The sequence below is a fragment of the Geodermatophilus sp. CPCC 206100 genome, from assembly GCF_048569675.1.
Classification (GTDB): domain Bacteria; phylum Actinomycetota; class Actinomycetes; order Mycobacteriales; family Geodermatophilaceae; genus Geodermatophilus.
Map to the genome: position 1 here is coordinate 113,520 of NZ_JAQISV010000007.1, position 22,740 is coordinate 136,259.

Below are 22,740 nucleotides of genomic sequence, written 5' to 3' on the forward strand. Positions count from 1 at the left end.
CCGGCCGGGCCTCCCGCGGGGCCCGGCCGGGACGGCGTCAGCGTGCCTCGACCGTGAACGGCCCTTCCACGTCACCGTTGCTGGACAGGAGGTAGATGACGCCCGGGTTGGTCGCCGGAGCCGGATCCATGGTGATGTCCCAGGCACCGACGCCGAGCTCGTCGAGCGCACCGACGGTCGCGGTCGGGTAGCCCGGGATCGGGGTGAGGACCGGACCGGTACCGGCCGCGTTCTGCCGGTGCACGGTGATCGTCGCCCCGGCCACGCTGCCGGTGCCGTCGATCTGGAAGTCGTCCCCGGCGTCGAACCGCGCCCGGACCAGCCCGATGTCGTCACCCGGCACGACGGCGCTGATGACCGGGGTGTCCGCCGAGAACTCCGAGTAGGTGCTCGCGAAAGGCGTCCGCGACTGCACCCGGAAGACGTAGCGGAAGCCACTCTCGCTGCGCGGCAGGGCGACGGTCGCGCTGGCGCCCGGCACGACCGTGTCGTACTGCGTCTGCACCGTCGTGGTGGCGGGCGCGGTGATCGCCCCGCTGGCGTTGCGGACCGCGTCCTTGCGCAGCCACACCCGGACCCGGTAGCTGGTCGCGTCCGGCACCGGGCTCCAGGCGACGTCGACCGACCCTGCGCGCAGCCCGGTCACCCCGACGTTCGTCGGGGGCACGGCCTGCTGCGCGGCCGCCGGGGCGACCACACCGGTCTCGTGCGTGGCGTTGCCGGCGGCGTCGATCACCGCGACGGACACGGTGGTCGGACCCGTCACCGGGATCCGCGTCCCCGCCGGGTACAGCTTCGCGGTGGCGGAGGGGACGTTGCCGCCCGGCTCCGTGGTGACCGCGCTGCCGTCCAGGGTGTAGTAGATCGCGCCCTCGTCGGCGGACAGAGTGAGCACGCGGTCGGCCGAGGTGCGGACGGGGGCCGCGGCGGTCCCGGTGGTGAAGTCCGGCGTGGCGGTCAGGACGGGCGCGGTCGTGTCGCCGTCGTCGGGCGTCGTGGTCGTGCCGGCGAGCGGGAACGCGGCGCTCAGCTCGCCGTCGACGACCGAGCGCACGCGGATCTCGTACAGGGCGTCGGCGGCCAGGCCGTCGAGGACCACCTGGGTGGCGTCCGCACCGACCTCGTAGCCCAGCTGCCGGTGGGCGCCGCGGCCGTTGGCCGTCTGGTCGACGGCGACGACGCTGTAGCCGTCGACCGCCTCGGCGCCCGCGACCGGCACGGCCGCGGCCCAGGTGACCGTCGCCTCCGTGTCGCTGGTCCACACGACGGTGTGCTCGCTCACCGGGGGCTCCGCGCCGTCCGGTCCCGCCGGGCAGCCGGGAGCCCCGCCGCCGACGAGTCCGTGCTCGGCCAGCGTCAGGCCGAGCTGCGCCTCGACGACGGTCGCGTCGGCCATCCAGCTGAGCGCGACCTTCTCGCCGTCGAAGACCATCTGCTGGTCTTCCTGCGACATGTTGCCGAAGGTCACCGAGAACCGGCCGTTCGCGGCGGTGCCCGTGACCGTGTGGCCCTGCGTCGCCGCCGGTGCCTCGTTCGGGCTCCAGCCGATCGCCCGCTCACCGATGGCGCCCGCGTCGCGCATCTCGGGGTTGACCACCTCGACGGCGAACCGGTCGAGGCTCACGTCCGAGCCGTAGGTGCCGGAGATCGTGACGGAGTTGGTGGTGCCCGGAGTGGGGTCGCTGGCGGTGACCTCCGTGACCGCCGCCGAGCTGACCGACATGCTGTCGACCAGCGGCGACCGGTCGAAGCGGACGGCCACCTGGTCACCGGCCCGGATGTCGGGCGTGACACCGTCGAAGCAGCCCGCGAAGCCGCCGCCGGGGAGGGGGCTGGCCTCGTGGTTCCACTCCATGAAGCCGGTCTCGTCGACCTCTCCGGTGGCGGTGCCGATCTGCTGCCCGCCGCGGGTGACCGTCAGGGTCGCGGTCTGGCCGGCCTGGGCGGCGTAGCCCTCGATGGCGACCATGTCGCGGCTCGGGAACACCTCGATGTTGCCCGGTCCGGTGGGCGGGGTGCCGGCGGCCGCGATGCCGGCCACGACGACGGTGCCGGCCGTGACGGTCGCCGCCGACAGGACGCCGGCGACGAGGGCGCGCCGGGTGCGGGCGCTCAGGAGCAGTCGCGACGCGGAGGGAGCGGCTCCGCGTCCGCGACTCCCCGGGAGGGGTCGTGCTGTGGTCATGGGGACTCTCTCCGCAGTCGTTCGTCCTGACCTCGGTCGGTCGACCGGGGCCTGTGCGGAGGAAGGGTCCGTGTCCGGCGCGTCGTCGGGCAGCCGTCGGCAGGGGAGCGCCCTGGCCCCAAGCCGGGGTCGCCCGAACGGGCGAACGCGCAGGTCGCGCCGGGCGGTCCGGCCCCGGGTCAGCCGGCCGGCGAGGGCTCGGCCGGGACGACGAGCACCGGCCGGTGCGCGCAGTGCAGCAACGCCACGGGGACGCTGCCGACCAGCAGCTCGCGGCTGACGGAGTGCCCGCGGCTGCCCACCGCGATGAGCGCGGCGGCCCGCCCGGCGGCGGTCTCGGCCAGGGTGGCGGCGGTCGCGCGGGCACTGCCCGGCCGACCCGCGCAGGGCACGGTGAGCAGCTCCGCGCCGTCCGGGGCCGTGGGGCCGGGGCCCTCCCCGGGCTCGGCGACGGCGACCAGCACCTGGCGCCGTCCGGGGAACAGCGCGGCGGCCGCGGCCACCGCCCGGTCCGCGCCGGCCGACCCGTCGGTCCCGACGAGGATCGGTCCGGTGGCGGCCGCGGCCCACTCCTCGGTGGTCAGCGGGTGCGGGACGACGAGCACCGGGACCGGGCTGACGTGCACCACCAGCTCGGAGACGCTGCCCAGGCTGGCGCGGACGCCGCCCAGGCCGCGCGAGCCCACGACCACCAGGTCGGCGCCGAGCTCCTCCGCCGTCCGGGCGAACTGGTAGCCGTCACCGCCGAACGTGCGCTTGACCAGCGGCTCGGCGTCCCAGCCGGCGGCGCGGGCGAGCTTGACGCCGTTGCCGGCCATGCGCTCGGCCTCCGCCCGCCCCTCCTTCTCCAGCAGGGCGCCCAGCGCCTGCAACCCCGATGCCCGCCCGGCCAGCCGCTGGCGCAGCTCCGGCGAGGTGAACGGCGGCTCCCACAGGTTGAGGATCGACGCCTGGGCGGAGGGCACGAGGGTCGCCGCCGCCTCGATGGCGTTGACGGCGCTCGGTGAGCCGTCGTAGCCGACGAGCACGCGCAGGGTCCGTCCGGCGGGGTCAGGGGAGCTCATGACCCCCATCCTGTCGGCAGCGTCCGCTGTCGCGCACGCAACGCGTCATGGGGTAGGCAGGACGGGGGGCCGACGTCACCGCGCTGGCGCAGGCGATCCCCCGGCGGCACACCGAGCGGGCGCCGTTCCAGCCGCGCGGTCTCCCCGCCGGGCTGGTCGACCGGCTGCAGGCCGACGCCGGCCGACTCGGGGTGTGGGTCAAGCCGATCACCGAGTCGGAGGAGGAGGTCGCCACGGTCTTCCTCATCTCCCGCGCGGAGGAGATCGAGCGCAGCGACCCCGAGTACGTCGCGGAGCTGCAGCGCTGGCTGCGCACCGATCCGGCGGCGCTGGACGGCGTCCCCGTCGAGGCGGTCCCCAGCGAGGACCCGGCCACCCGGCCCTCCAACTGGCTGATCCGCGACTTCGTCGTCGGCACCCGCGAGCCGCACGGGCACTTCCTGCCGGAGGACGCGGCCGACGCGCCGCCCCCGGCGGTGGAGCGGCCCACCGTCGTGCTGCTGGGCACCGAGAGCGACGACCGAGGGGCGTGGCTGCTGTCGGGGCAGGCGCTGGGCCGGCTGCTGCTGGCCGCGACGGTCGAGGGTGTCGCCGCCTCTCCGCTCACCCAGGCGCTGGACTGGCCGGCCACCCGCACCCGGCTGCGCAGCCGGCTGTCGCTGGTCGGCTATCCGCAGATGCTGCTGCGGATGGGGTATCCGTCGACCGGGGACGCCCCGCACTCGGGCCGGCGTCCGGTGGCCGAGGTGCTGCGCGTCGAGCCGGCCGGCTGACCGGTCACTCCCGGCGCCGCGTCCGAGCCCAGGGGTCGTCGGGGTCGAAGTCCTCGTCGGGCCCGTCGGCCGCCGGAGGCGCGGGCTGCCCGGCTGTGCCGGTCGAGGCCTCCAGGGCGGCGTCGCGCTCGCGGGCCCGCTCGGTGCGCCGGTCCTGCTCGGCCGCCCGCTCCCGGGCCCGCTGCTCGCGCCGCGTCAGCCGCCCGGCGGACTCCGGCCGTCCCGCCAGCCGCCGCAGTCCGACCCCGGCGAGCGCCAGCCCGACCGGGAGCACGTAGGCCGCGGCCCGCTCGGTGCCGCCCTCACCGAGGTACCCGGTGATCTCGGCGACGAAGAAGACGGTCATCGCCACGCCGACCAGCCCGAGCAGGGCCAGCGTCGTCCCCAGTGCCTCCGACCGCGGCCGGACGGCGTAGGCGAGGGCGATCAGGGCCAGCCCGCCGCCCAGGAGGTAGAGCCCGGCGCCCGCCTCGTGCAGCGCCTCCCGGCCGTCCTGGGGGAACAGGCCCACCAGCACGACCCCGACCGCCGCCGCGGTGAGGAACGCCGGGGCCAGCCGGCCGCCGGTCCCGCGCAGCGCCGGGCGCAGCAGGACGGCGCCTGCGCCGATGAGCACCCCCTGGGCGAGGAAGGAGGCGTTCATCAGCGCATGCGCCGGGGAGGCCGCCGCACCGAGCGCGCTGATCACGTCGTCCGCGTAGGAGTAGCCGTCGGCCTGCAGCGCGACGACGGCCTCGACGACGAAGAACTGCAGCGTGAGCAGCCAGGCGAGCGCGCCCCAGCGGTACCGGGTGGGAGTCACGGAGGCCATGGTCCCAGGCGGGTCAGCGGCCCTCGGGGACCCGGGCGAGGACGGCGGCGAACTCCGCGCGCGACAGCCAGGACGGGTTGCTGCCGGCGGGCATGCGCAGCACCTCGGCGGTCGCGGCCGCCGGGTCGCCGAGCAGGTCGGCGCGCAGCACGGGGGAGGGCAGGCGGGTCAGCCGGACGCCGACGACGGGGCCGTCGGCCCGCTCCTCGGGTTCGGCAGTCAGCTCCCCGAGCGCGTGGACGCCCGGATCGGACCGCCCGCTCACCCACAGCAGGCAGGGCTGCCCGGCCCGCATGAGCTGCAGCCGGTAGGAGCGGCGCACGCAGCGGGTCAGCTCGCGGGTGCCGCCACCGCGCCAGTCCGGGTCGATGGCCGCGGGGAGCCGGGTCGACTTGAGCACCCAGCAGGCGACGTCCTCCGGGCCGAGGCGCGGTGCTCCCCGGCCCGGGGACGTCACCGGGCTCAGTCCGTGGCCGAGTGCGGCTCCGCGCCGGCCGGGTCGGCGTCGTCGGAGTCGACCAGCTGCCGCTCCTGCTCGGTGCGGTGCTGGAGGGCCTCGTCGCTGGGCCGGTCGTAGCCCCCGGCGTGCTGCGCACGGTCGCGGGGCGCGGACTCCGTCGTGTCCATGACGTCGTCGAGGGTCGGGCGGTCGGGCTCGCTCATCGTGGTTCTCCGCTCATCGGGGATCGTCGTCCGAGGCCATAGCCAGCGCTCGCCCGCGGTAACCGGTGATCAGCGTTGCTCCAGCAGCACGGCCGGCACCCAGGCCTCCACCAGCACGGGGCCGTGCGCGCCGGGCACCGCGTAGGTCACCCGGCCCAGCCAGCCGCCGTCGGCCTGCCGCCACTCCACGAGGAGGCCGGGCCACACCCCGGGTGCCTCCGGTGGGTCGTGCACCCAGCAGTGCCGGCCCCGGCCGTCCGCCCGGCGGCTGGTCGCCGCCGGGCGGACGGGCTCGGGGACCGGCGCGGGGGCCACCCCGGACTGCGCCGCCCGCTCCCCGAGGGAGCGGCCCGACCGTCCTGGGTGCATGCCGCCGGCCATGGGGTGAGTCTGGCACGCCCATCGAACAGGCGTTCGACGGACGCGGCGGTGGATGTGCGGCTCAGTCGTGCCGGCCGACACCCTCCGCGAGCGTACGGGCCACCGTCTGCACGAGCGGGTGCCCGGGCAGGTCCTCGACGAGGACGGGCAGCGGCAGCGACCAGTTGGGGCGGTCGGTGGTGCCGGGCATGTTCGGCCGGCGGCGCTCGGCGACGGCGTCGTCCAGGGTGGCCGACAGCAGCAGGGACGGCGCCTGCGCGAGCAGCTCGTGGGCGCGCCGCACCGCCGTCTCGGGCTTGGCGTTCCTGCGCAGCCCCGGCAGCCGCTCGAGCAGCGACGCGCGCCCGCGCTCGAGCTCCTCGTCGCTCCCGGTGCCGTGCTCGCGCTGCTCCTCGACGTCGGAGCCGGTCCAGAGCCCGGCCACGGTGGGCAGGTCGTGGGTGGTGACGGCGGCCATCGCGGTCTCCGGCCAGGTGGCCGGGGCGTCCTCCTCGAACCACAGCAGCCGGTAGCTGAGGATGCCGTGCTCGGCCATCGCCTCGCGGACGCCCTCCTCCACGGTGCCGAGGTCCTCGCCGACGACGACCGCCTGCTCGCGGGTGCTCTCCAGCGCGACGATGTCCAGCAGGTCCTCGGCCGGGTAGCGCACGTAGGCGCCGTCGGCCGCGCTGCCGCCCGAGGGCACCCACCAGAGCCGGAACAGGCCCATGACGTGGTCGATGCGCAGCCCGCCCGCGCCGGCCATCGTGGCGCGGATGCTCTGGATGAACGGCTCGTAGTCCGCCGCGCGCAGCTGCCACGGGATCAGCGGGGGCGAGCCCCAGTCCTGGCCCTGGGAGTTGAACGCGTCCGGCGGCGCGCCGACCGTGGCCCCGTTCGCCAGGGTCGCCTGCCAGGTCCACGCGTCGGCGCCGCCGCCGGCCACGCCGATCGGGAGGTCCTGGATGACGGTCATGCCCTCGGTCGCCCGCTCCAGCTGCAGGTGCAGCGCCCACTGCAGCCAGGCGTGGAAGGCGACGTCCCGCTCGTGCTCGGCGACGAAGCGGCCCACCGCCTCGCTGCGCGGGTCGCGCAGCTCCTCCGGCCAGGCGTGCCAGTCCCCGCCGTGGACGTCGGCCAGGGCGCACCAGGTGGCCCAGTCCTGCAGCGACTGGCCCTGGTGCCACCACCAGTCGGGGAAGGCGGGGTCGGCGCGGCCGGCGGCGTCGAAGACCCGGCGGAGCACCTCGCGCTTGCGGGCCCAGACGGCGTCGCGGTCGATCAGGTCACCGTCGCCCAGGGCGCGGCCGGCCTCGTCGTCCAGGTCCACGGCCTGCGCGCCCGGCACCTCGGGGACCGACAGGTAGACCGGGTTGCGGAAGCGCCGGGTGGCCGGCAGGTAGGGGCTGGCCTCCTGGCCCGCCGTCGGGGCGACGGCGTGCAGCGGGTTGATGAGGACGAAGCCCGCGCCCTGACCGGCGGCCATCTCGCGGACCGCCCGCAGGTCGGCGAGGTCGCCGATGCCCCAGCTGTCACGGCTCCGGGTGGCGTACAGCTGCACCGCCCAGCCCCAGGCGCGCTCCTCGGGCAGCCAGCAGCGGCCGGGGGAGACGATCAGCCGGCGCCGCGGCCCGCCGGGGACCTGCAGCCAGTGGTAGCCGAGCGGGAAGTCCTCGGGCAGCGCGCCGTCCACGTGCCGGACCGAGCCGTCCTCGCAGGTCACCTCGGCCTCGTCGACCTCCAGCGCGTCCCCGGGCCGGGCGACGATCGGCGCGCGCTCGTCGAGGTCGGCCGGCGGGGTGCCGATCACCTCCCGGAGCCGGTCGATCGTGGCTTGGTCGACCTCGTGTTCCTCGTCCAGGGCGTCGAGCCAGCTGGGGTCGATGCCCCACTCGTCAGTGGGTGGCGTGCGCGTCACGCCCCGATACTCCCCACCCGGTGGCGTGCGCACACGGCAAGCGGAGAGTGGTGCCGGTCTCCCCTTGACCCTCCAGCGACTGGAAGGTGCAGGGTGCTCCGCATGGCGTTCACCATCGGGCAGCTCGCCGACCGGCTCGGGGTCCCCGTGCGCACGGTGCGCTTCTGGTCGGACGAGGGGCTGGTCGACCCGCCGTCCCGCACCGCCGGCGGCTACCGGGTCTATGACGCCGCGGCCGTCGCCCGGCTGGACCTGGTCCGGACGCTGCGCGAGCTGGGCCTGGGGCTGCCGGCGATCCGGGAGCTGCTCGGACGCCGGCGCACGGTGGCCGAGGTGGCCGCCGACCACGTCCGCGCGCTGGACGCCGAGATCCGCCTGCTGCGCCTGCGCCGCACCCTGCTGCGGTTCGTGGCGACGGCGGGCACCACGACGGAGGAGATGAGGATCGTGCACGACCTGGCCACCCTGTCCGCCCGCGAGCGGCAGCAGATGATCGACGAGTTCGTCGAGCGCGCCTTCGCCGGCCTGCCCGACGACGCGCCCGGCGCCGGGATCGCCGCGGGCATGCGCACGTTGCCCGCCGAGCTGCCGGAGGAGCCGACCCCCGAGCAGGTCGGTGCCTGGCTGGAGCTGGCGCGGCTCGTGGCCGACCCCGCCTTCGCCGGCCGGGTGCGGGAGATGGCCGTGGCCGGCGCCGGGGCGACCCCGGAGGAGCCGGACACGCTGGGAGCCGACGCCGGGCGGATGGTGTCCCTCGGGCGCAGGGCACTGGACTCCGGGCTGACGCCGGGCTCGCCGAGTGCCGAGGCCCTGGTCGTCGAGTGGCTGGGAGAGGTCGCGCCCGGACGCCGGGCCGAGCTCGCCGACCGGCTCGCGACGTTCACCGACGCCCGGGTGGAGCGCTACTGGCAGCTGCTCGGGGTGCTCAACGGCTGGCCGCCGTTCGAGCCCTCGGTGCCGGCGGTGGAGTGGTGGATCGCCGCCCTCCGCGCCCGCTCCTGACCCGGGTCGCCCGTGCTCGATCTGCCCGTCCGCCCTGGTCAGGGGCCCGGAACTGTCGTACCCCCGTTCTGGGTTCTGGGTGTGTTCGGTGGGAGCGAGTTCGGGGTCGGCCTGACGGTCGCTCCCCTCGTGCTGCCCGCCGGTGTCCCGGTGGACCCGGTCCCGGTCCAGCTCGCCGATGCCCTGCCGGTGCACATCCGCAGCGCGGCGGAGAAGGTCGAGGAGCTGCGGCGGCTGCAGCAGCTGAAGGCGATGCTGGCGGCCTACGAGCTGGACCTGGTGGCCGGCCTGGCGGGGGACCGGCCGGACACGTTCGACCGCGAGCCCGGCCGGCCCGGTGCCGCGGCGTCCGACGGGGTGCCCGGTCCCGGGGCGCCGGCGGGGGTCAGCGAGTTCTTCGCCGACGAGCTGGCGCTGGTGCTGGCCACCTCGCGGGCCGCGGCGACCACGCTGATCGACCAGGCGACGACGCTCACCGAGAGGCTGCCGGCCACCCGGGCCGCGCTGGCCGAGGGACGGCTGGACTGGCCGCGGGCGCGGGCGATCGCCGGTGAGCTCGGTTGGAAGGCGCGGGCCACCGATCCCCGGGTGGTCGCGGCGGTGGAGGCGGCGGTGCTGCCGCGGGCCGGTGAGCTGTCCATCCGCCGGCTCCAGGCGCTCGTTCAGACCGAGCTGACCGCCCGCGACTCCGCCGCCGCCGGCCGCCGCCGCGACGATGCCCTCCGCGGGGCGAACGTGGTGGTGCGGCCGATCGGCGACGGCATCTCCGAGCTGGCGGCGCGCATGCCGCACGAGTTCTCCACCGCCTGCCGCCAGGTCCTCGACGGGCTGGCGCGGGCGGCGGCGAAGGAGGAGGGCGAGCAGCGCCCGCTCGGCATGCTGCGGGTCGGGGCGCTCGCCGGCCTGGTGCTCCGGCCGTGGGACGCCGACCGGGAACCGGTGACCGCCCAGCTCACCGTCACCGCCCCGCTCGACGCGCTCGCCCCGGCCCGGTTCCTCGCCACGGGCGGCGCCGTTCCTGCCGTGTTCGCCCGGCCTGAGCCGACCGGGGAGGTGGACGGGCAACCGATCACCGCAGCTCACCTGCGCGAGCTGCTCACCCAGTTGGACGCCGTCTGCCCGGGCGGCCTCCAGGCCCCCACCGGCGGGTCGATGACGATCGCGATCACCGACGACTGCGGAGCGCTGCTGGCCACGACCACCCGCCGCGATGTCGAGCGGATCGCCCGCCGCGGCTGCTCCACCCACGGCCCCGACACCGCCTGCGGCTGCCCGCTGCTGCACCGGCCCGCGCCCACCGACGCCTACCGGCCCACCGCCGCCCAGCGCCGCTGGGTCGCCACGCGCGACCGCACCTGCCGCCACCCCGGCTGCCGCAACCAGGCCGGGTGGGCCGACCTGGACCACGTCCTCCCACACGCCCGGGGCGGCCGACGGCGTGCGAGAACCTCGCTAGTGCCTAATGCACCGTCGGGACCGAGGCGAGCGGGCGTAAGAGGCAGGGCGGCGCGTCGTCTGGCAACGGTCGCAAGTCCTGTCAGGCATGGCTACGCAGCGGAGACGTCTGCCTCGGGGACGTTGTGTCGGCAGCGCGAAGGCCAACCACTGACCCACGGAAGGGTTAGCCTGCGTCGACTTGCATGTGCACGAGGGGGACACTTGAGGTACGAGCCCAACCCGAAGCACAAGGAACCGTGGCAGAGAGGAGCGTCGGGATCGATGTGTCCTACCCATGCGGATGGCCCGACCCTCCTCGCTGAGAGCGTCCAGCACCCCACCAAGCCCGGCAAGAGGTACGCCACTGACGGCGAGCATGCCTACTGCGGGCATCAGCATGCCCCCGACGTCTGGCACGGGTTCCCCGTGCTCTGGCGCGAGGTGCCGGAATCTGTGCGGCGGCAGTGGCTGGCTGAACGAAAGATCACCCGGCGCGCTCTGCGTTCGAATTTTTAGGTAGAGCCTCATGTCTTGGGAGATGCAGTCAGGGGACCCCCTGAACTTCGCATTCAAGGTGGCCTTCACTCGAAATCCTCACGGCGATGAGGATGCGAGTCAGTCCGAGGATCGTGAGTCCTGGGGAAGTTTCTCCATTTATGTGGACGGGGAGAACCTCACTGCTCATCGCGAGAATGATGAGTTGGTTCAAGGTTCACATTGGTACCTGCTGCCACTGATCGAGTGGTTCATCGAGTTTTGGGATCCCCTGCTCCACGAAGAACGCCTACCCCTGAAGAATGTGGGCGAGTCGGCGGCTGTGGCGATGGAGAAGACCAAGTTGCCTCCGCTCAGCCTCAAAGAGGTGGACGAGTTCGACTGGATGGACAGCTGGGTCCGCTGGTGGACTCGTCACAACGTTCGGGCAGCCCGAGAGGGAGGGCTGTTTCCGGATGTGTACATCCGCCGATACCGCGACGAGCTAGAAATATCTACGGGCGGTGAGACGCTTCCGGGCGTTCCTCGAGACACCGCCTTCTTGTGGGCTAACCGGACCTACCGTGTGCAGGTCGCTACGGTCGCGCAGTGTCTTTACGAGGTTCTGACCGGAGCGGTAGCTGAGCTTCGCCGACGACTCCCTTACTCAGAACGCTTGACGGCCCTTGAGGTTCGTATGACCTCTCTGGTGCAAGGAGAGGCTCGTCGCACTGATCGTTTGGCGTGGCTGAGCGGTCTTGGTGACCAGGTCGAGCAATTTAGAGCGGTCAGCGACCAAGTTGATGACGCCTTGCGCGCCGTTGATAACGACGTCCGGCAGGCATTGCTTGGCAACGAGCTTGAGTCGCCCTTGGTCGTATCGGGAACCCCCTACGCTCGCCTCTTGTACGGTGCACTCAGTCCAGATATTGAACTATCGGACGTCTCGTCGCTGGCCACTGCCCTCGTCTCGAACTATGTTCCGGATTCGAAGGAGTGGCTCGCGAGCATTGACGCTGTCGCGCTGGACGAGAGAAAGCTTGGCCAACTTTCACCGGGGGAGCAGGGAAGCCGACTCGGGGAAGATGCCTGCGAGCAGATCGGTATGCCCGTTGAGGGAGCAGCGCTGGCCATCGACGTGGAGCGGGTGCTCACTGACCTTGGTGTCTCCGTCAGCGGAATGAGGCTGTCCGACGCCAACTTGCGGGCCGTTTCAGTGGTTGGTCCCTTCCAAAAGCCACACGTTTTCACGAACCCGAACTTCGCGTATGGCCGCCATGAGGCGAACCCGGCCGTGCACCGTTTCACTTTGGCTCATGAGCTTTGCCACCTGCTGCTTGATAAGGAGCATGGGGACGAGCTCGCCATTGCGAGCGGGCCATGGGCCCCCGTGGCGATTGAACAACGTGCAAACGCCTTCGCCGCAGCTTTCTTGATGCCCAGTTGGCTCTTGAGGGAAGCGCTGGTTGACACCGACGGGGCACTCGACGACATCGAGACGATCTCGGTTCTGGCTGACCGCCTCCAAGTCAGCTTGACGTCACTAGTGGACCGCTTGCTGAACTTGGGTGAGCTGACCTACGACGATCGCATCAGGCTCCGCACCGTCGCCCAACAGCGATCGCGACGCGGCGCGCGAGCGCCGCGTCTTGACTTGAAGTAGCAACATAACTCGGGTCGTCCTCTGACCCGTTCCTGAGGCGGCTCCGCAGGTTCGTGCTCCTGCCGCGCGACTACGGCCAAGGGCTACGTGTGCCCAGGCCGCTGGGGTCTGCCCTTGGTCGTGGGCGGGTGTGGCTCATGCTCGCGCCGGAGAGGTCGCCGTTCCGCCGCCTGACTTGACAACGCTGGTGGGGCTTGTTGATGCTGCGCGGGCTAGCGGATCAACGGTGCGCGTAACCCACACTGCGCGACCGGGGTAGGGCCCCAATCCCCGTGAGCCTCGGGATGAGTGTGTGGGCGGCAGGCTGCTGATGCCGAAGCAGTAGATGACGCGAGGGCGTAGCCGCCGGGGCCGATCAGTTGCTGATCGGTTGCTCCGGAGGCCTTCGTGGTTGCCCTATCCCTGTCTGCGTCCAGTCCTGCGGGCTGGTTCGTCACGCTCTATCCCGGTGCTGGTGAAGTCGGGGGCTCGTTCCGCTACTCGGTGTCGATGCAGCGCTACGCGGGTGGCGGTGACCCGGACCGGTCGCGCAAGGAAGCAGCGAGGCGGGCGGCGCGGATGGTGCGCCGGTACTGCGCGCACAACCGGCTCAACCGGCTGGGGACCCTGACGTACCGCGGTACGGGCTGTCACGATCCGTCCCAGCTTCGCCGCGACGTGGCGCAATTCTTTCGGACGCTGCGGGACCTGCTCGGCGGGGCTCCGTTCGCTTACGTGTGGGTGCCGGAGTGGCACAAGACAGACCACGGCAGCACGTGACTTCGCGGTTGGGCGCTTCATCGCCCGCCGGTTGATCGAGCGGGCCTGGGGGCACGGGTTTGTGCACATCAAGCTGCTTGGGCATCTGCCGTCGGGCTCGACGCCGCGGGATGAGGCTCGGGTGGCCGCGCGCTACCTGTCGAAGTACGTACACAAGGCGTTCGATGCCCGGCGGGTACCGGGGCTGCACCGCTACGAGGTGGCGCAGGGCTTCCAACCGGAGTGGGTGCGGCTGTCTGGCCGCAGTGTCGAGGACGTCCTGGCTCAAGCCGCCGAGGCGATGGGTGGCGAGCCCGTCGAGGGGTGGACCTCGGACGAGGCGATCGGCTGGGAAGGGCCGCCCGCGGTGTGGGCGATGTGGTCATGAGCCCCGAGGAGCTGGCCGCGCGCGTGGCGGCGTCGTGCGAGGCCTCGGGAGTGCCGCTGCATGTCGAGGACGTGACCGCCGTGTCTCGGGTCGTGGCGCTGCTGGGGGCGCCGGAGGATCGGTCGCACGCGCTCGCCCGGAGGGCGAAGCGCGCGGCCGGCCGGCGGGGCTCAGAGGAGCCAGGTCACCTGCACGCGGTCGGGGTCGAGGGCTCGGGCTCCGCGGACCCCGGCGGCGATGGTGACGGGGGCGATCAGCGTGCGGAGGATGGCGGCCTGGCGGGAGAGGTTGAGCCCGACCCACTGCTCGCGCAGCACCTCGCCGGTACCCAGCCCGGTGAGCGTGTCGGTCCGCGTGAGGTTGGCCAGGCGCTTCTCCGACTCGGCGATGCGCGCAGTGACCGGAGTGCGGGCTTTCTCCCACTGGCGCCGGTCGGTCCGCTTGACCCCGAACTCCTGGGCCCGATAGTCCAGCGTCTCCCGCTCTTCAGCCAGCTGCATCGCGAGCAGTGAGGCCTCGTCCCCGGCGCTGCTGCGCCCGGCGATCGCATCAGCGACGGCGGGGCTGTCCAGCCGGAACAGCGCGTACTCGGTAACCAGCCGCTCCAGCGGCGGAGCGACCACGGTGAGCTTGCCGCAGCCGCGGTGGTCCGGGCCACAGGCAGACGTAGCGGCGGGAGTCCTGCCGTAGGGAGGAGTAGAGGGTGCCGTCACACTTGCCGCAGCGCAGCAGCCCTGACAGGAGGTAGGCCCGGGGGGTGCGGCGGCCGGACACCTTGCGGGAGGCGATGGTGGCCAGCACTCGCCGGTGCAGGTCCTCGCTGATGATCGGCTCCCATACGGCCTTGCCGATCACCTCGCCGTTATGCGCTCGCAGTCCGGCGATCCGTGGATTGGCCAGCACGAAGCGCAGGCTTTGGGTTTGCCACGGTGAGCCCTTCTCCGTGCGCACGCCGCGCTGGTCGAGGTCGGTGCACAGCGATCGCAGCGACTCTCCGGCGACGAAGCGCTCGGCCACCTCTCGCAACACCTCGGCCTCGTCGGGACGGTGGGTGATCGCGTCCTGTTCGAAGCCGAACGGGCGCAGCGACCGGCCGTGCGGCAGGCCGAGTTCGGCGTTATGCAGCATCTTGCGCTTCACGCGGCGGCTCTTGGCCGCGCTCTCTCCGGCTGCCACGGCGCCCATAATCCGGGCCACGAGTAGTTCGTCGCCAGAGCCTAGGTCGGCGTCGCCGGTGACGAACTTGACGTGCCGGACCTTGGCCGCGTCGATCACCTCGAGGAACTCCTCGAGCTCGCGCGGGCGGCGGGTGAGCCGGTCCAGGTGGTGGACGAGCACGCCGTCGCGATCACCGGAGGCCCGGTCGGCCAGCATCCGCTGATAGTCCGGCCGCACCTTGCCGGAGTAAGCGGAGAAGTCGTTGTCGACGTATTCCTCGCCCACGTCCCAGCCGAGGTTGACGGCCGGCTTGCGACAGTCCTCGACCTGGCGCTGCACGCCGAGGCCTTCTCCGCCCTGGTCGCTGCTGATGCGGGCGTAGATCGCGGCGGACCGGGGCGTCGACATGAGGAGGCATATCAGGCACAGGTCGTCAACCTGTGCTGCCTGTGCCGGCGTCACCACCGGCTCAAGACCCACGCCCGCGGCTGGTCCCACACCATGACCCCCGACGGGACACTCACCGTCACCACCCCCAGCGGCGTGACCCGCAGGAGCCGCCCACCCGGCCAGCGGCCACCCGCGGTGCCGCTCACCGGGCACCGGGTACTGGCCGGCCCGCCACCGCAACGCCCACCGTCGCCCGACCCCGCCGACGACCCGCCCCCGTTCTGATCCAGACGGAGCCGCGCCCCGTGCCGAGCCGCGGCCGAGCCGCCGGCTGCCGCGGCGGCCGGACGGTGCGGGCCGGCCGGGACGGGGGTGCACCCGAGTGACCCCAGCGAGACGAGAGGTCGGACCGGAGCCGGACTCGCGTCTCATGACGGCGGGAGCGGATCTGACGACGTTAGGTTGCCGCGGTGCTCCGCTCCGTCACCTCCGCGCGTCTCGCCGCCCTCGCCGCCGTCCTCGTGCTGGCCACCGGCTGCGGGGCCGATCCGCTCGACCTCCCCGACCTCGTCGGCCAGCCGCTCGACGAGGCGCACCGCGAGCTGGAGGCCATGGGCTTCGAGGAGTTCGAGGACCTCGATGCCTTCGAGGACCGCGCCGTCTTCATGGACGCGAACTGGGTCGTCGTCGCGACCAGCCCGGCCCCTGGCGAGCCGGTGACCCCGGGCGACGTCGTCACCTTCGAGGTCGGCAAGCGGGACGAGCAGCGGGCGATCGACGAGATCCCGGCCGGGTCCCCGGTCGCTCAGGAGTACGCCGCGGCCCAGGCCCGCGTCGCGGAGGAGCAGGCCGCGGACGCGGCTCGCCAGGCGGCCGAGGAGGTCGAGGCGCGCCAGGCCTCGATGGAGCTCGTGACCGGCTACGTCAACGAGCTCGACCCGCTCATCCGCCTCGGCAACAGCGTCGTCGCCGAACTCGACGCGACCGCCACCGGCATCCGCACCCAGGCGTACGGCGGGACCCAGTCGGTCGTCGTCCTCTCCGCCGTGGAGGCGGTCGAGACCTTCCAGGCGCAGCTGGCCGACCGCGAACCGCCCTCGGGGAGCCGCCGCGCCGGCACGCACGAGGCCATGGTCGACGCCAGCCAGCGGTTCCTCGACGGCGCCCGCACGCTGCTCAGCGCGGACGGCCCCGCCCGCCAGTCGTCGCTGGCCCGCTACGGCGAGGTGCGCGCGGAGGCCGGAGCGGCCTGGAACGAGGCCCTCACCGCGCTCTACCGCGACTCGGGTGTGACCCCGCCGCTGGTGCCCTGAGTCGCCGGTAGGCAGCGCGGCGGCGCGGGTAGGGGGCCGGGCATGACGGTGATCGGCTTCCACAACTCGCACGAGCAGGTGCACCCTGCCGACCTCCTCCGCGCCGTGCAGCACGCCGAGCAGGTCGGCTTCACCGCTGCCATGTGCTCCGACCACCTCGAGCCGTGGAACGAGCGGCAGGGGCACTCGGGCTTCGCGTGGTCCTGGCTCGGTGCCGCCCTCGCCACCACGGGGCTGCCCTTCGGGGCGGTCAACGCGCCCGGGCAGCGCTACCACCCGGTGATCGTCGCGCAGGCCATCGCCACGCTCGGCGCGATGTTCCCCGGCCGGTTCTGGGTGGCGCTGGGGTCGGGCGAGGCGATGAACGAGCACGTGACCGGGCACGTCTGGCCCCGCAAGGAGCTCCGGGACGCCCGGCTGCGAGAGTGCGTCGACGTCATCCGCGCCCTGCTGGCCGGCGAGGAGGTCAGCCACGAGGGGCTGGTCACCGTCGACCGCGCCCGGATCTGGACCCTCCCCGACCAGCAGCCGGCGCTCATCGCCCCGGCCGTCACCGCCAAGACCGCGGGGCGGCACGCGGAGTGGGCCGACGGCCTGGTCACCATCAACCAGCCGCACGACACCCTCCGCGAGGTGATCGCCGCCTACCGGGACGCCGGTGGCCAGGGCACGTTGACCCTGCAGGTGCACGTCAGCTGGGACCCGGACCCCGACCGCGCGGTGGCCATCGCCCACGACCAGTGGAGGAGCAACGTCTTCCCCCCGCCGCTGTGCTGGGACCTCGACACCACCCGCGCCTTCGACCAGGCCAGCGCCCACGTGACCCCGGAGGCGGTCGGTGAGGTGGTGCGCATCTCCGCCGACCTCGGGCAGCACGCCGCCTGGCTGGCCGAGTACGTCGAGCTCGGGTTCGACCAGATCTACCTGCACCACGTCGGCAAGGAGCAACTGCCCTTCCTCGACGCCTTCGGGGAGCACGTCCTGCCGCAGCTCGACGTCACGACCCCGGCACCGGCGGTCGCCATCGACCCGCCCGGGCCGGCCCAGCCGCTGCGGCCGCACCAGGAGCCGCAGCCGGCCCTGCTCCCGTGACCCCGGCGGCGGCCGCATCCACCGGCGGCCGCCGCAGCGAAGGGAGTTCCAGCGGCACACACCCACGGGGACGGGGACGCATGGACGAGGTGGACGACGTGATCCGGCGGGTCAACGCCCGGGAGCCGATGCCGGCCCCGGAGCTGGACCGGGCCCGTTCGCTGCTGACCCGGCACGTCCGGAGCGGGCGGCCGGGTCTGGCCGAGGCCCGCGTGCGCGTGGCGGTCGAGCTGGAGCGGCGGGAGCGGGAGGGGACGGCCGGGACCTAGGGTCCCCGGGCGTGGACGTCGTGGTGCGCCTGCTCAGCGAGGACGACGCGCCCGCGCTCGCCCGGCTCCTGGCGGACAACCGCGAGCACCTGGCGCCCTGGGACGCGCTGCGCCCGGACGAGTACGCGACCGTCGACTTCCAGCGCGCCGAGGCCGCCCGCACCCTCGAGCGGTACCGGCAGGGCGCCGTCTGGCCCGGGGTGGTGGTGCTCGACGGGGACCCGGTCGGCCGGGTGAACGTCAACACCATCGTCCGCGGGGCGTTCCAGTCGGGAGACCTGGGCTACTGGCTGGCCCGGTCCGCCACCGGCCGCGGGGTGGCCACCGCCGCCGTGGCCGCCGTCGTCCGCACGGCCTTCGGCGCGCTGAGCCTGCACCGGCTGCAGGCGGCGACGCTGCTGCACAACACCGCCTCGCAGCGCGTGCTGGAGCACAACGGCTTCGCACGGATCGGCATGGCCCCGCGGTACCTGCGCATCGCCGGCCGCTGGCAGGACCACGTCCTGTTCCAGCTCCTCGACGACGACCGGGTCGACCGCGCGCCCGATCTGCGGTAGGGACGACGCGACCGACTCCGAGGAGAGGACGCCCGCATGCGGATCACGGACACGAGCGACCTCTGGTGGAAGACGGCGGTCGTCTACTGCCTGGACGTCGAGACCTACCTGGACTGGAACGGCGACGGCTGCGGCGACTTCGAGGGCCTGGCCCAGCGCATCGACCACCTGGCCGACCTCGGTGTCACGTGCCTGTGGCTCATGCCCTTCTACCCGACCGCCGAGCGCGACGACGGCTACGACATCACCGACTTCTACGGCGTCGACCCGCGGCTGGGCACGCACGGCGACCTGGTGGAGGTGATCCGGACGGCCAACGACCGCGGCATGCGGGTCATCGCCGACCTCGTGGTGAACCACACCTCGATCCAGCACCCGTGGTTCCAGCGCGCCCGGCAGAGCCGCGACGACCCCTTCCACGACTACTACGTCTGGCGCGACGACGAGCCACCGGACACCTCCGCCCAGGTGGTCTTCCCCGACCAGGAGGACAGCACCTGGACCTACAACGAGGCGACGGAGGAGTGGTACCAGCACCGCTTCTACAAGGAGCAGCCCGACCTCAACGTGGCCGATCCGCGGGTGCGCGACGAGGTCGCCAAGATCATGGGCTTCTGGCTGCAGCTGGGGCTGTCGGGCTTCCGCGTCGACGCCGTCCCCTTCTTCCTCGAGGTGGAGCCGGAGGACGCCGGCGAGCTCCCCGACCCCCACCAGTACCTCCGCGCGCTGCGCGCCCTCCTCGGCCGCCGCACCGGCGACGGCATCCTGCTCGGCGAGGTGAACCTGCCGCACGAGCAGCAGGTCGAGTTCTTCGGCGGCGCAGACGGCGACGAGCTGACCATGCTCTTCGACTTCGTCGGCATGCAGGCGCTCTACCTGTCGCTGGCCCGGGCCGACGCCGGTCCGCTGCGCACCGCGCTCACCGAGCGCCCGGCCGTGAACCCGGACAGCCAGTGGGCCACGTTCGTCCGCAACCACGACGAGCTGACCCTCGACAAGCTCTCGGACGACGAGCGCCAGGAGGTGTTCGCCGCCTTCGGCCCCGAGGAGCGCATGCAGGTGTACGGCCGGGGCCTGCGCCGCCGGCTGCCCCCGATGCTGGACGGCGACCCGCGGCGGGTCCGCATGGTCTACAGCCTGCTGTTCTCGCTGCCCGGCACCCCGGTGCTGTTCTACGGCGAGGAGATCGGGATGGGGGAGGACCTCGACGCCGAGGGGCGTCTCGCCGTCCGGACGCCGATGCAGTGGACCTCCGGCTCCAACGGCGGCTTCTCGACCGTCGAGGACCCCGACCGGCTGCCCGGTCCGGTCGTCGACGGCGGCTTCGCCCCGGAGTTCGTCAACGTCGCCGACCAGCGGCGCGACCCGGACTCGCTGCTGTCGTTCATGGAGCTGCTCATCCGCCGCTACCGGGAGTCCCCGGAGCTGGGCTGGGGGCACCACACCGTCCTCGACCAGCCGCACCCGGAGGTGCTGGCCCACCTCTGCAGCTGGGACGACGGGGCGCTGGTCGCCGTCCACAACCTCGGCCCGGAGCCCCGCAAGGTCCCGCTCACCCTGGAGGACTGCGGCGCCGACCACCGGCTGGTCGACCTGCTGCAGCCGGGCGAGGAGGCGGTCGCCGAGGACGGCGGGGTGGAGCTGGCGCTGGAGGGCTACGGCTACCGCTGGCTGCGCGTGGTGGCGCCCGGCAGCCGCCGGCTGGTCTGATCGAGCAGCTCGTCGGCGCGCTCCTCGTACACCCGGAGCGGCGTCCCGCCCACGACGGCGAGCGCCCCGACCAGCCCGGGGGGCGCCTCCAGCGTGCGCAGAGACGCCCGGTCGTCGTGCCCGGCCCAGCGCAGCACCCGGGCCGGCGCCGCCGGCGGCGAGACGACCAGCCGGTCCAGCGGCGTCGCCAGGCCCTCACCGGTCGCCTTGACCAGCGCCTCCTTGCGGGTCCAGTAGGTGGTGAAGGCCCGCGCGCGGTCCTCCGACGGCAGCCGGGCCAGTTCGGCTCGCTCCTCCGGCGCCAGCGCCTGGTCGGCGATGCTGCCGAGCTCGCCGTCCTCGAACAGCCCCACCTCCTCGACGTCGACGCCGACGGGGCAGCCCCGGAACACCGCGACGGCGACCCAGCCGGCCGAGTGGGTGACCGAGAACTGCAGGTCGGGGACCTCCGGGAGCCAGGGCCGGCCGTGCTGGCCACCGCAGCGGGCACACGTCCGGTCGATCCACAGGGCGGTCGGCTCCGCGCCGGCGTGCGCGCCCAGAACGAGGCGGACGACGGCCGCGGCGACCGTGGACCGGCGGCGGTCGGCCGCCCGCCGCAGCCGGGAGCGTCGCGCCCGGTCCGCCGGCGTCAGCAGGGCGTCGTGCCCCGGGCGGGCCTCCTCGGCGCGCGCCCACCACACCTGGGCGACGCCGGGCAGCAGGGACGGGACGACCGCGCACACGGGGTCGCGCCGCTCACCCGTGACGCCGCAGCTCGGAGAAGAACCCGTCGACGACCTGGAGCCCGCCGGAGCGGGCGACCTCGTCGTAGACGAACTTCCCGACCGCCAGGTCCAGCACCCCGAGGCCGAAGGGCGAGAAGACCACCGGCCGGTCCGCCGGCACGTCGACGCGCCCGGCCATCACGTCGGCCAGCGTGCCGGCGAGGAAGTCCCGGTTGCCGGTCCGCTGCTCCGTCAGGTGGGGCGAGGTCTCGGCCTTGAGGCAGTGGTCCACGTCGTCGACGACGTTGGTGGCCGCCAGCAGCACCTCGGGGGCCAGGTCGCGCAGCGACACGTGCAGCACCACCGGGGCGTGCGCGAACCACGACGCGTCGTGCACGTGCGGCCGGGCGGCCACGGTCGCGAACACCACCAGGTCGCTGGTGCGGACCACCTGCTCGGCCGTGTCGTGCACGGTGACCCGGCCCGGCGTCCCGGCGCGGTCGAGGTAGCCGCGGAACCCGGCCGCGCTCTCGGCGGACGTGTCGTGCACGCCGACCTCGTCGAACGACCAGCCGGTGCCGACCAGGAAGGTGTGCACGAACCGGGCGATCAGGCCGGTGCCGACGAAGCCGACCCGGCTCGGCCGGGGGCGCCCGCGGCTGAGCCAGTCGGCCGCCGACGCGGCCGAGGCGGCGGTCCGCGTGGCGCTGATGATCGACGCCTCCAGGCACGCGAACGGGTACCCGGTGTCGTGGTCGTTGAGGATCAGGACGGCCGACGCGCGGGGCATCCCGGCGGTCACGTTCTCCGGGAAGCTGGAGATCCACTTGATCCCGTCGACCCGGAGCTCGCCGCCGATCGAGGCCGGCAGGGCGATGATGCGGGCCGACGGGCGGTCGGGGAACCGCAGGAAGTACGAGGGCGGGTTCACCGTCGTGCCCTCGCCGTGCAGCCGGTAGATGGCCTCCACCAGCTCCACCAGCTCCTTCTCGCGGCCCTCGAGCGCGCGGCTCACCTGCGCGCCCGGGATCACGGCGAACGCCGGCACGGTGGCGGACGGGACACTGGTCATCGGGGACCTCCCTCGGCGGACGGGGACACGGCGGGCAGCCGGACCGGGTCGGCCAGCGCGACGACCACCTCGCGCGGACCGGTGAACGGCTCCCGGCTGTGCGCCGTCCGGACGTTGTCGACCAGCAGCAGGTCACCGGCCTGCCACGGCTCGCGGACGGTGGCCGACTCGTAGACCGCGTTGATCTCCGCGACGACGTCGGCACCGATCGGCCCGCCGTCGCCGAAGCGGGTGGTGAACGGCAGCCCCTCCTCGCCGTAGACGTCGACCAGGTACTCGCGTACCTCGGGATCCAGCGTCCACTCGTTGAGGAACGCGATCTGGTTGAACCAGCACCGGGCGCCGGTGACCGGGTGCCCGACGACGCCGCGGCGCCGCTGCCGGGTGCGCAGGCCGCCGTCGGGCAGCCACTCGGTATCGATCCCCGCGGCGCGGCAGGTGCGCTCGACGGCGTCGCGGTCGGCGGTGCCGAAGGCGTCCTCGACCGAGGCGCCGATCTCGTCGGTGTAGGTGCGGACCAGCAGCCAGCCTTCCCGCTCGACGCGCGCGACGAGGTCGGGCGGCAGCGCGGCGAGCACCGACGGCGCGTCCGCCAGCCCGGTCGCGCCGCCGGTCGTCGGCGCGGTGAGGCAGGCGAAGGCGAGCAGGCCCGGCGGCTCGAGGGTGTAGCTCAGCTCGTGGTGCATGCACATCGGCTGGGTGGCCGGCCAGGGCGTGGACGAGTACAGCCCGCCGGGCAGCGGCGTGCGCGGCGCGAACGCCTCCCGCTCCGCGACCGGGTCGGCGCCCAGCCCCCGGACGACGGCCGCGGTCGTCCCGGCGTCGGCCAGGGCGAGGCCCCGGACCAGGACAGCGCCGTGCTCGGTGACCGCGGCGCGCAGCGCCGCCCGGTGTGTGGCCGCCCAGCCCGCCGCATCCGGGCCGGGCTCCGCCCGCAGCACCGGCACGCGCCCTCCGCGCAGCTCCAGGTCGAGCAGGGTCGGCGTCGACATGACG

At 73.7% G+C, this 22,740-nt stretch carries 23 protein-coding genes; 11 read left to right on the forward strand and 12 right to left on the reverse strand.

The window, feature by feature from the left end:
* Positions 1–37: 37 nt before the first annotated feature.
* On the reverse strand, positions 38–2,185 hold the full coding sequence (locus PGN05_RS03965) for a fibronectin type III domain-containing protein (RefSeq protein ID WP_419751223.1): 2,148 nt from the start codon (positions 2,183–2,185) through the stop codon (positions 38–40).
* A 179-nt stretch (positions 2,186–2,364) separates the two neighbouring features.
* A complete protein-coding gene (locus PGN05_RS03970) occupies positions 2,365–3,249 on the reverse strand; it encodes a universal stress protein (protein ID WP_419751224.1) in 885 nt (294 codons plus the stop codon).
* Positions 3,250–3,440: 191 nt separating this feature from the next.
* Here PGN05_RS03970 and PGN05_RS03975 point away from each other — a divergent pair, with 191 nt between their 5' ends.
* Positions 3,441–4,022 carry a hypothetical protein gene (locus PGN05_RS03975; protein ID WP_419751225.1) on the forward strand — a complete coding sequence of 194 codons (582 nt, stop codon included), beginning with the start codon at positions 3,441–3,443 and terminating at the stop codon, positions 4,020–4,022.
* Positions 4,023–4,026: 4 nt separating this feature from the next.
* On the opposite strand, the gene PGN05_RS03980 is transcribed toward PGN05_RS03975, so the two are convergent.
* The 5 genes from PGN05_RS03980 to malQ all read right to left on the reverse strand — a co-directional run bounded on the left by PGN05_RS03980 (position 4,027) and on the right by malQ (position 7,774).
* A complete protein-coding gene (locus PGN05_RS03980; protein ID WP_419751226.1) occupies positions 4,027–4,833 on the reverse strand; it encodes a DUF998 domain-containing protein in 807 nt (268 codons plus the stop codon).
* Between the two features lie 13 nt (positions 4,834–4,846).
* On the reverse strand, positions 4,847–5,233 hold the full coding sequence (locus PGN05_RS03985; RefSeq protein WP_419751227.1) for a hypothetical protein: 387 nt from the start codon (positions 5,231–5,233) through the stop codon (positions 4,847–4,849).
* Between the two features lie 62 nt (positions 5,234–5,295).
* On the reverse strand, positions 5,296–5,496 hold the full coding sequence (locus PGN05_RS03990) for a hypothetical protein (RefSeq protein ID WP_419751228.1): 201 nt from the start codon (positions 5,494–5,496) through the stop codon (positions 5,296–5,298).
* 69 nt (positions 5,497–5,565) lie between these two features.
* A complete protein-coding gene (locus PGN05_RS03995; RefSeq protein ID WP_419751229.1) occupies positions 5,566–5,877 on the reverse strand; it encodes a hypothetical protein in 312 nt (103 codons plus the stop codon).
* Between the two features lie 61 nt (positions 5,878–5,938).
* Positions 5,939–7,774: a 4-alpha-glucanotransferase gene (gene malQ / locus PGN05_RS04000; RefSeq protein ID WP_419751230.1), complete on the reverse strand. Its 1,836-nt coding sequence runs from the start codon at positions 7,772–7,774 to the stop codon at positions 5,939–5,941.
* A 102-nt stretch (positions 7,775–7,876) separates the two neighbouring features.
* Here malQ and PGN05_RS04005 point away from each other — a divergent pair, with 102 nt between their 5' ends.
* From PGN05_RS04005 to PGN05_RS04025, 5 genes are all read left to right on the forward strand, one after another.
* A complete protein-coding gene (locus PGN05_RS04005; RefSeq protein WP_419751231.1) occupies positions 7,877–8,776 on the forward strand; it encodes a MerR family transcriptional regulator in 900 nt (299 codons plus the stop codon).
* A 150-nt stretch (positions 8,777–8,926) separates the two neighbouring features.
* On the forward strand, positions 8,927–10,729 hold the full coding sequence (locus PGN05_RS04010) for a DUF222 domain-containing protein (protein ID WP_419751232.1): 1,803 nt from the start codon (positions 8,927–8,929) through the stop codon (positions 10,727–10,729).
* 10 nt (positions 10,730–10,739) lie between these two features.
* The gene (locus PGN05_RS04015; protein WP_419751233.1) at positions 10,740–12,350 is read left to right on the forward strand and encodes an ImmA/IrrE family metallo-endopeptidase; all 1,611 of its coding nucleotides are present in this window, start codon (positions 10,740–10,742) and stop codon (positions 12,348–12,350) included.
* Positions 12,351–12,839: 489 nt separating this feature from the next.
* The gene (locus PGN05_RS04020; protein WP_419751234.1) at positions 12,840–13,109 is read left to right on the forward strand and encodes a rolling circle replication-associated protein; all 270 of its coding nucleotides are present in this window, start codon (positions 12,840–12,842) and stop codon (positions 13,107–13,109) included.
* Positions 13,110–13,170: 61 nt separating this feature from the next.
* A complete protein-coding gene (locus tag PGN05_RS04025) occupies positions 13,171–13,476 on the forward strand; it encodes a hypothetical protein (RefSeq protein ID WP_419751235.1) in 306 nt (101 codons plus the stop codon).
* A 170-nt stretch (positions 13,477–13,646) separates the two neighbouring features.
* Here the strand turns inward: PGN05_RS04025 and PGN05_RS04030 are convergent, their stop codons facing one another.
* Positions 13,647–14,099, reverse strand: coding sequence for a hypothetical protein (locus PGN05_RS04030; protein WP_419751236.1), 453 nt, complete (start codon positions 14,097–14,099; stop codon positions 13,647–13,649).
* Positions 14,026–15,114, reverse strand: coding sequence for a recombinase family protein (locus PGN05_RS04035; RefSeq protein WP_419751237.1), 1,089 nt, complete (start codon positions 15,112–15,114; stop codon positions 14,026–14,028). The genes PGN05_RS04030 and PGN05_RS04035 overlap by 74 nt, the downstream gene beginning before the upstream one ends.
* 380 nt (positions 15,115–15,494) lie before the next feature.
* On the opposite strand from PGN05_RS04035, the gene PGN05_RS04040 reads away from it, so the two are divergent.
* The 5 genes from PGN05_RS04040 (at position 15,495) to PGN05_RS04060 (ending at position 19,965) form a co-directional block, all read left to right on the forward strand.
* A complete protein-coding gene (locus tag PGN05_RS04040; RefSeq protein ID WP_419751238.1) occupies positions 15,495–16,337 on the forward strand; it encodes a PASTA domain-containing protein in 843 nt (280 codons plus the stop codon).
* 42 nt (positions 16,338–16,379) lie between these two features.
* Positions 16,380–17,429, forward strand: a complete 1,050-nt coding sequence (locus PGN05_RS04045; protein WP_419751239.1) for a TIGR03885 family FMN-dependent LLM class oxidoreductase — start codon at positions 16,380–16,382, stop codon at positions 17,427–17,429.
* Between the two features lie 80 nt (positions 17,430–17,509).
* The gene (locus PGN05_RS04050; protein WP_419751240.1) at positions 17,510–17,698 is read left to right on the forward strand and encodes a hypothetical protein; all 189 of its coding nucleotides are present in this window, start codon (positions 17,510–17,512) and stop codon (positions 17,696–17,698) included.
* 11 nt (positions 17,699–17,709) lie between these two features.
* Positions 17,710–18,255: a GNAT family N-acetyltransferase gene (locus PGN05_RS04055; protein ID WP_419751241.1), complete on the forward strand. Its 546-nt coding sequence runs from the start codon at positions 17,710–17,712 to the stop codon at positions 18,253–18,255.
* Positions 18,256–18,291: 36 nt separating this feature from the next.
* Positions 18,292–19,965: an alpha-amylase family protein gene (locus PGN05_RS04060; RefSeq protein WP_419751242.1), complete on the forward strand. Its 1,674-nt coding sequence runs from the start codon at positions 18,292–18,294 to the stop codon at positions 19,963–19,965.
* Here the strand turns inward: PGN05_RS04060 and PGN05_RS04065 are convergent.
* Genes PGN05_RS04065 through PGN05_RS04075 form a run of 3 tightly spaced genes read right to left on the reverse strand, consistent with a single transcriptional unit; the run spans position 19,917 to position 22,736 of the window.
* Positions 19,917–20,690 (reverse strand): 4'-phosphopantetheinyl transferase family protein, encoded by a 774-nt coding sequence (locus PGN05_RS04065; protein ID WP_419751243.1) that lies wholly within the window; start codon positions 20,688–20,690, stop codon positions 19,917–19,919. The genes PGN05_RS04060 and PGN05_RS04065 overlap by 49 nt on opposite strands.
* A gap of 13 nt (positions 20,691–20,703) precedes the next feature.
* Positions 20,704–21,744, reverse strand: a complete 1,041-nt coding sequence (sbnB, locus tag PGN05_RS04070; protein ID WP_419751244.1) for a 2,3-diaminopropionate biosynthesis protein SbnB — start codon at positions 21,742–21,744, stop codon at positions 20,704–20,706.
* A complete protein-coding gene (locus tag PGN05_RS04075) occupies positions 21,741–22,736 on the reverse strand; it encodes a TauD/TfdA family dioxygenase (RefSeq protein WP_419751245.1) in 996 nt (331 codons plus the stop codon). The genes sbnB and PGN05_RS04075 overlap by 4 nt, the downstream gene beginning before the upstream one ends.
* Positions 22,737–22,740: the final 4 nt, after the last annotated feature.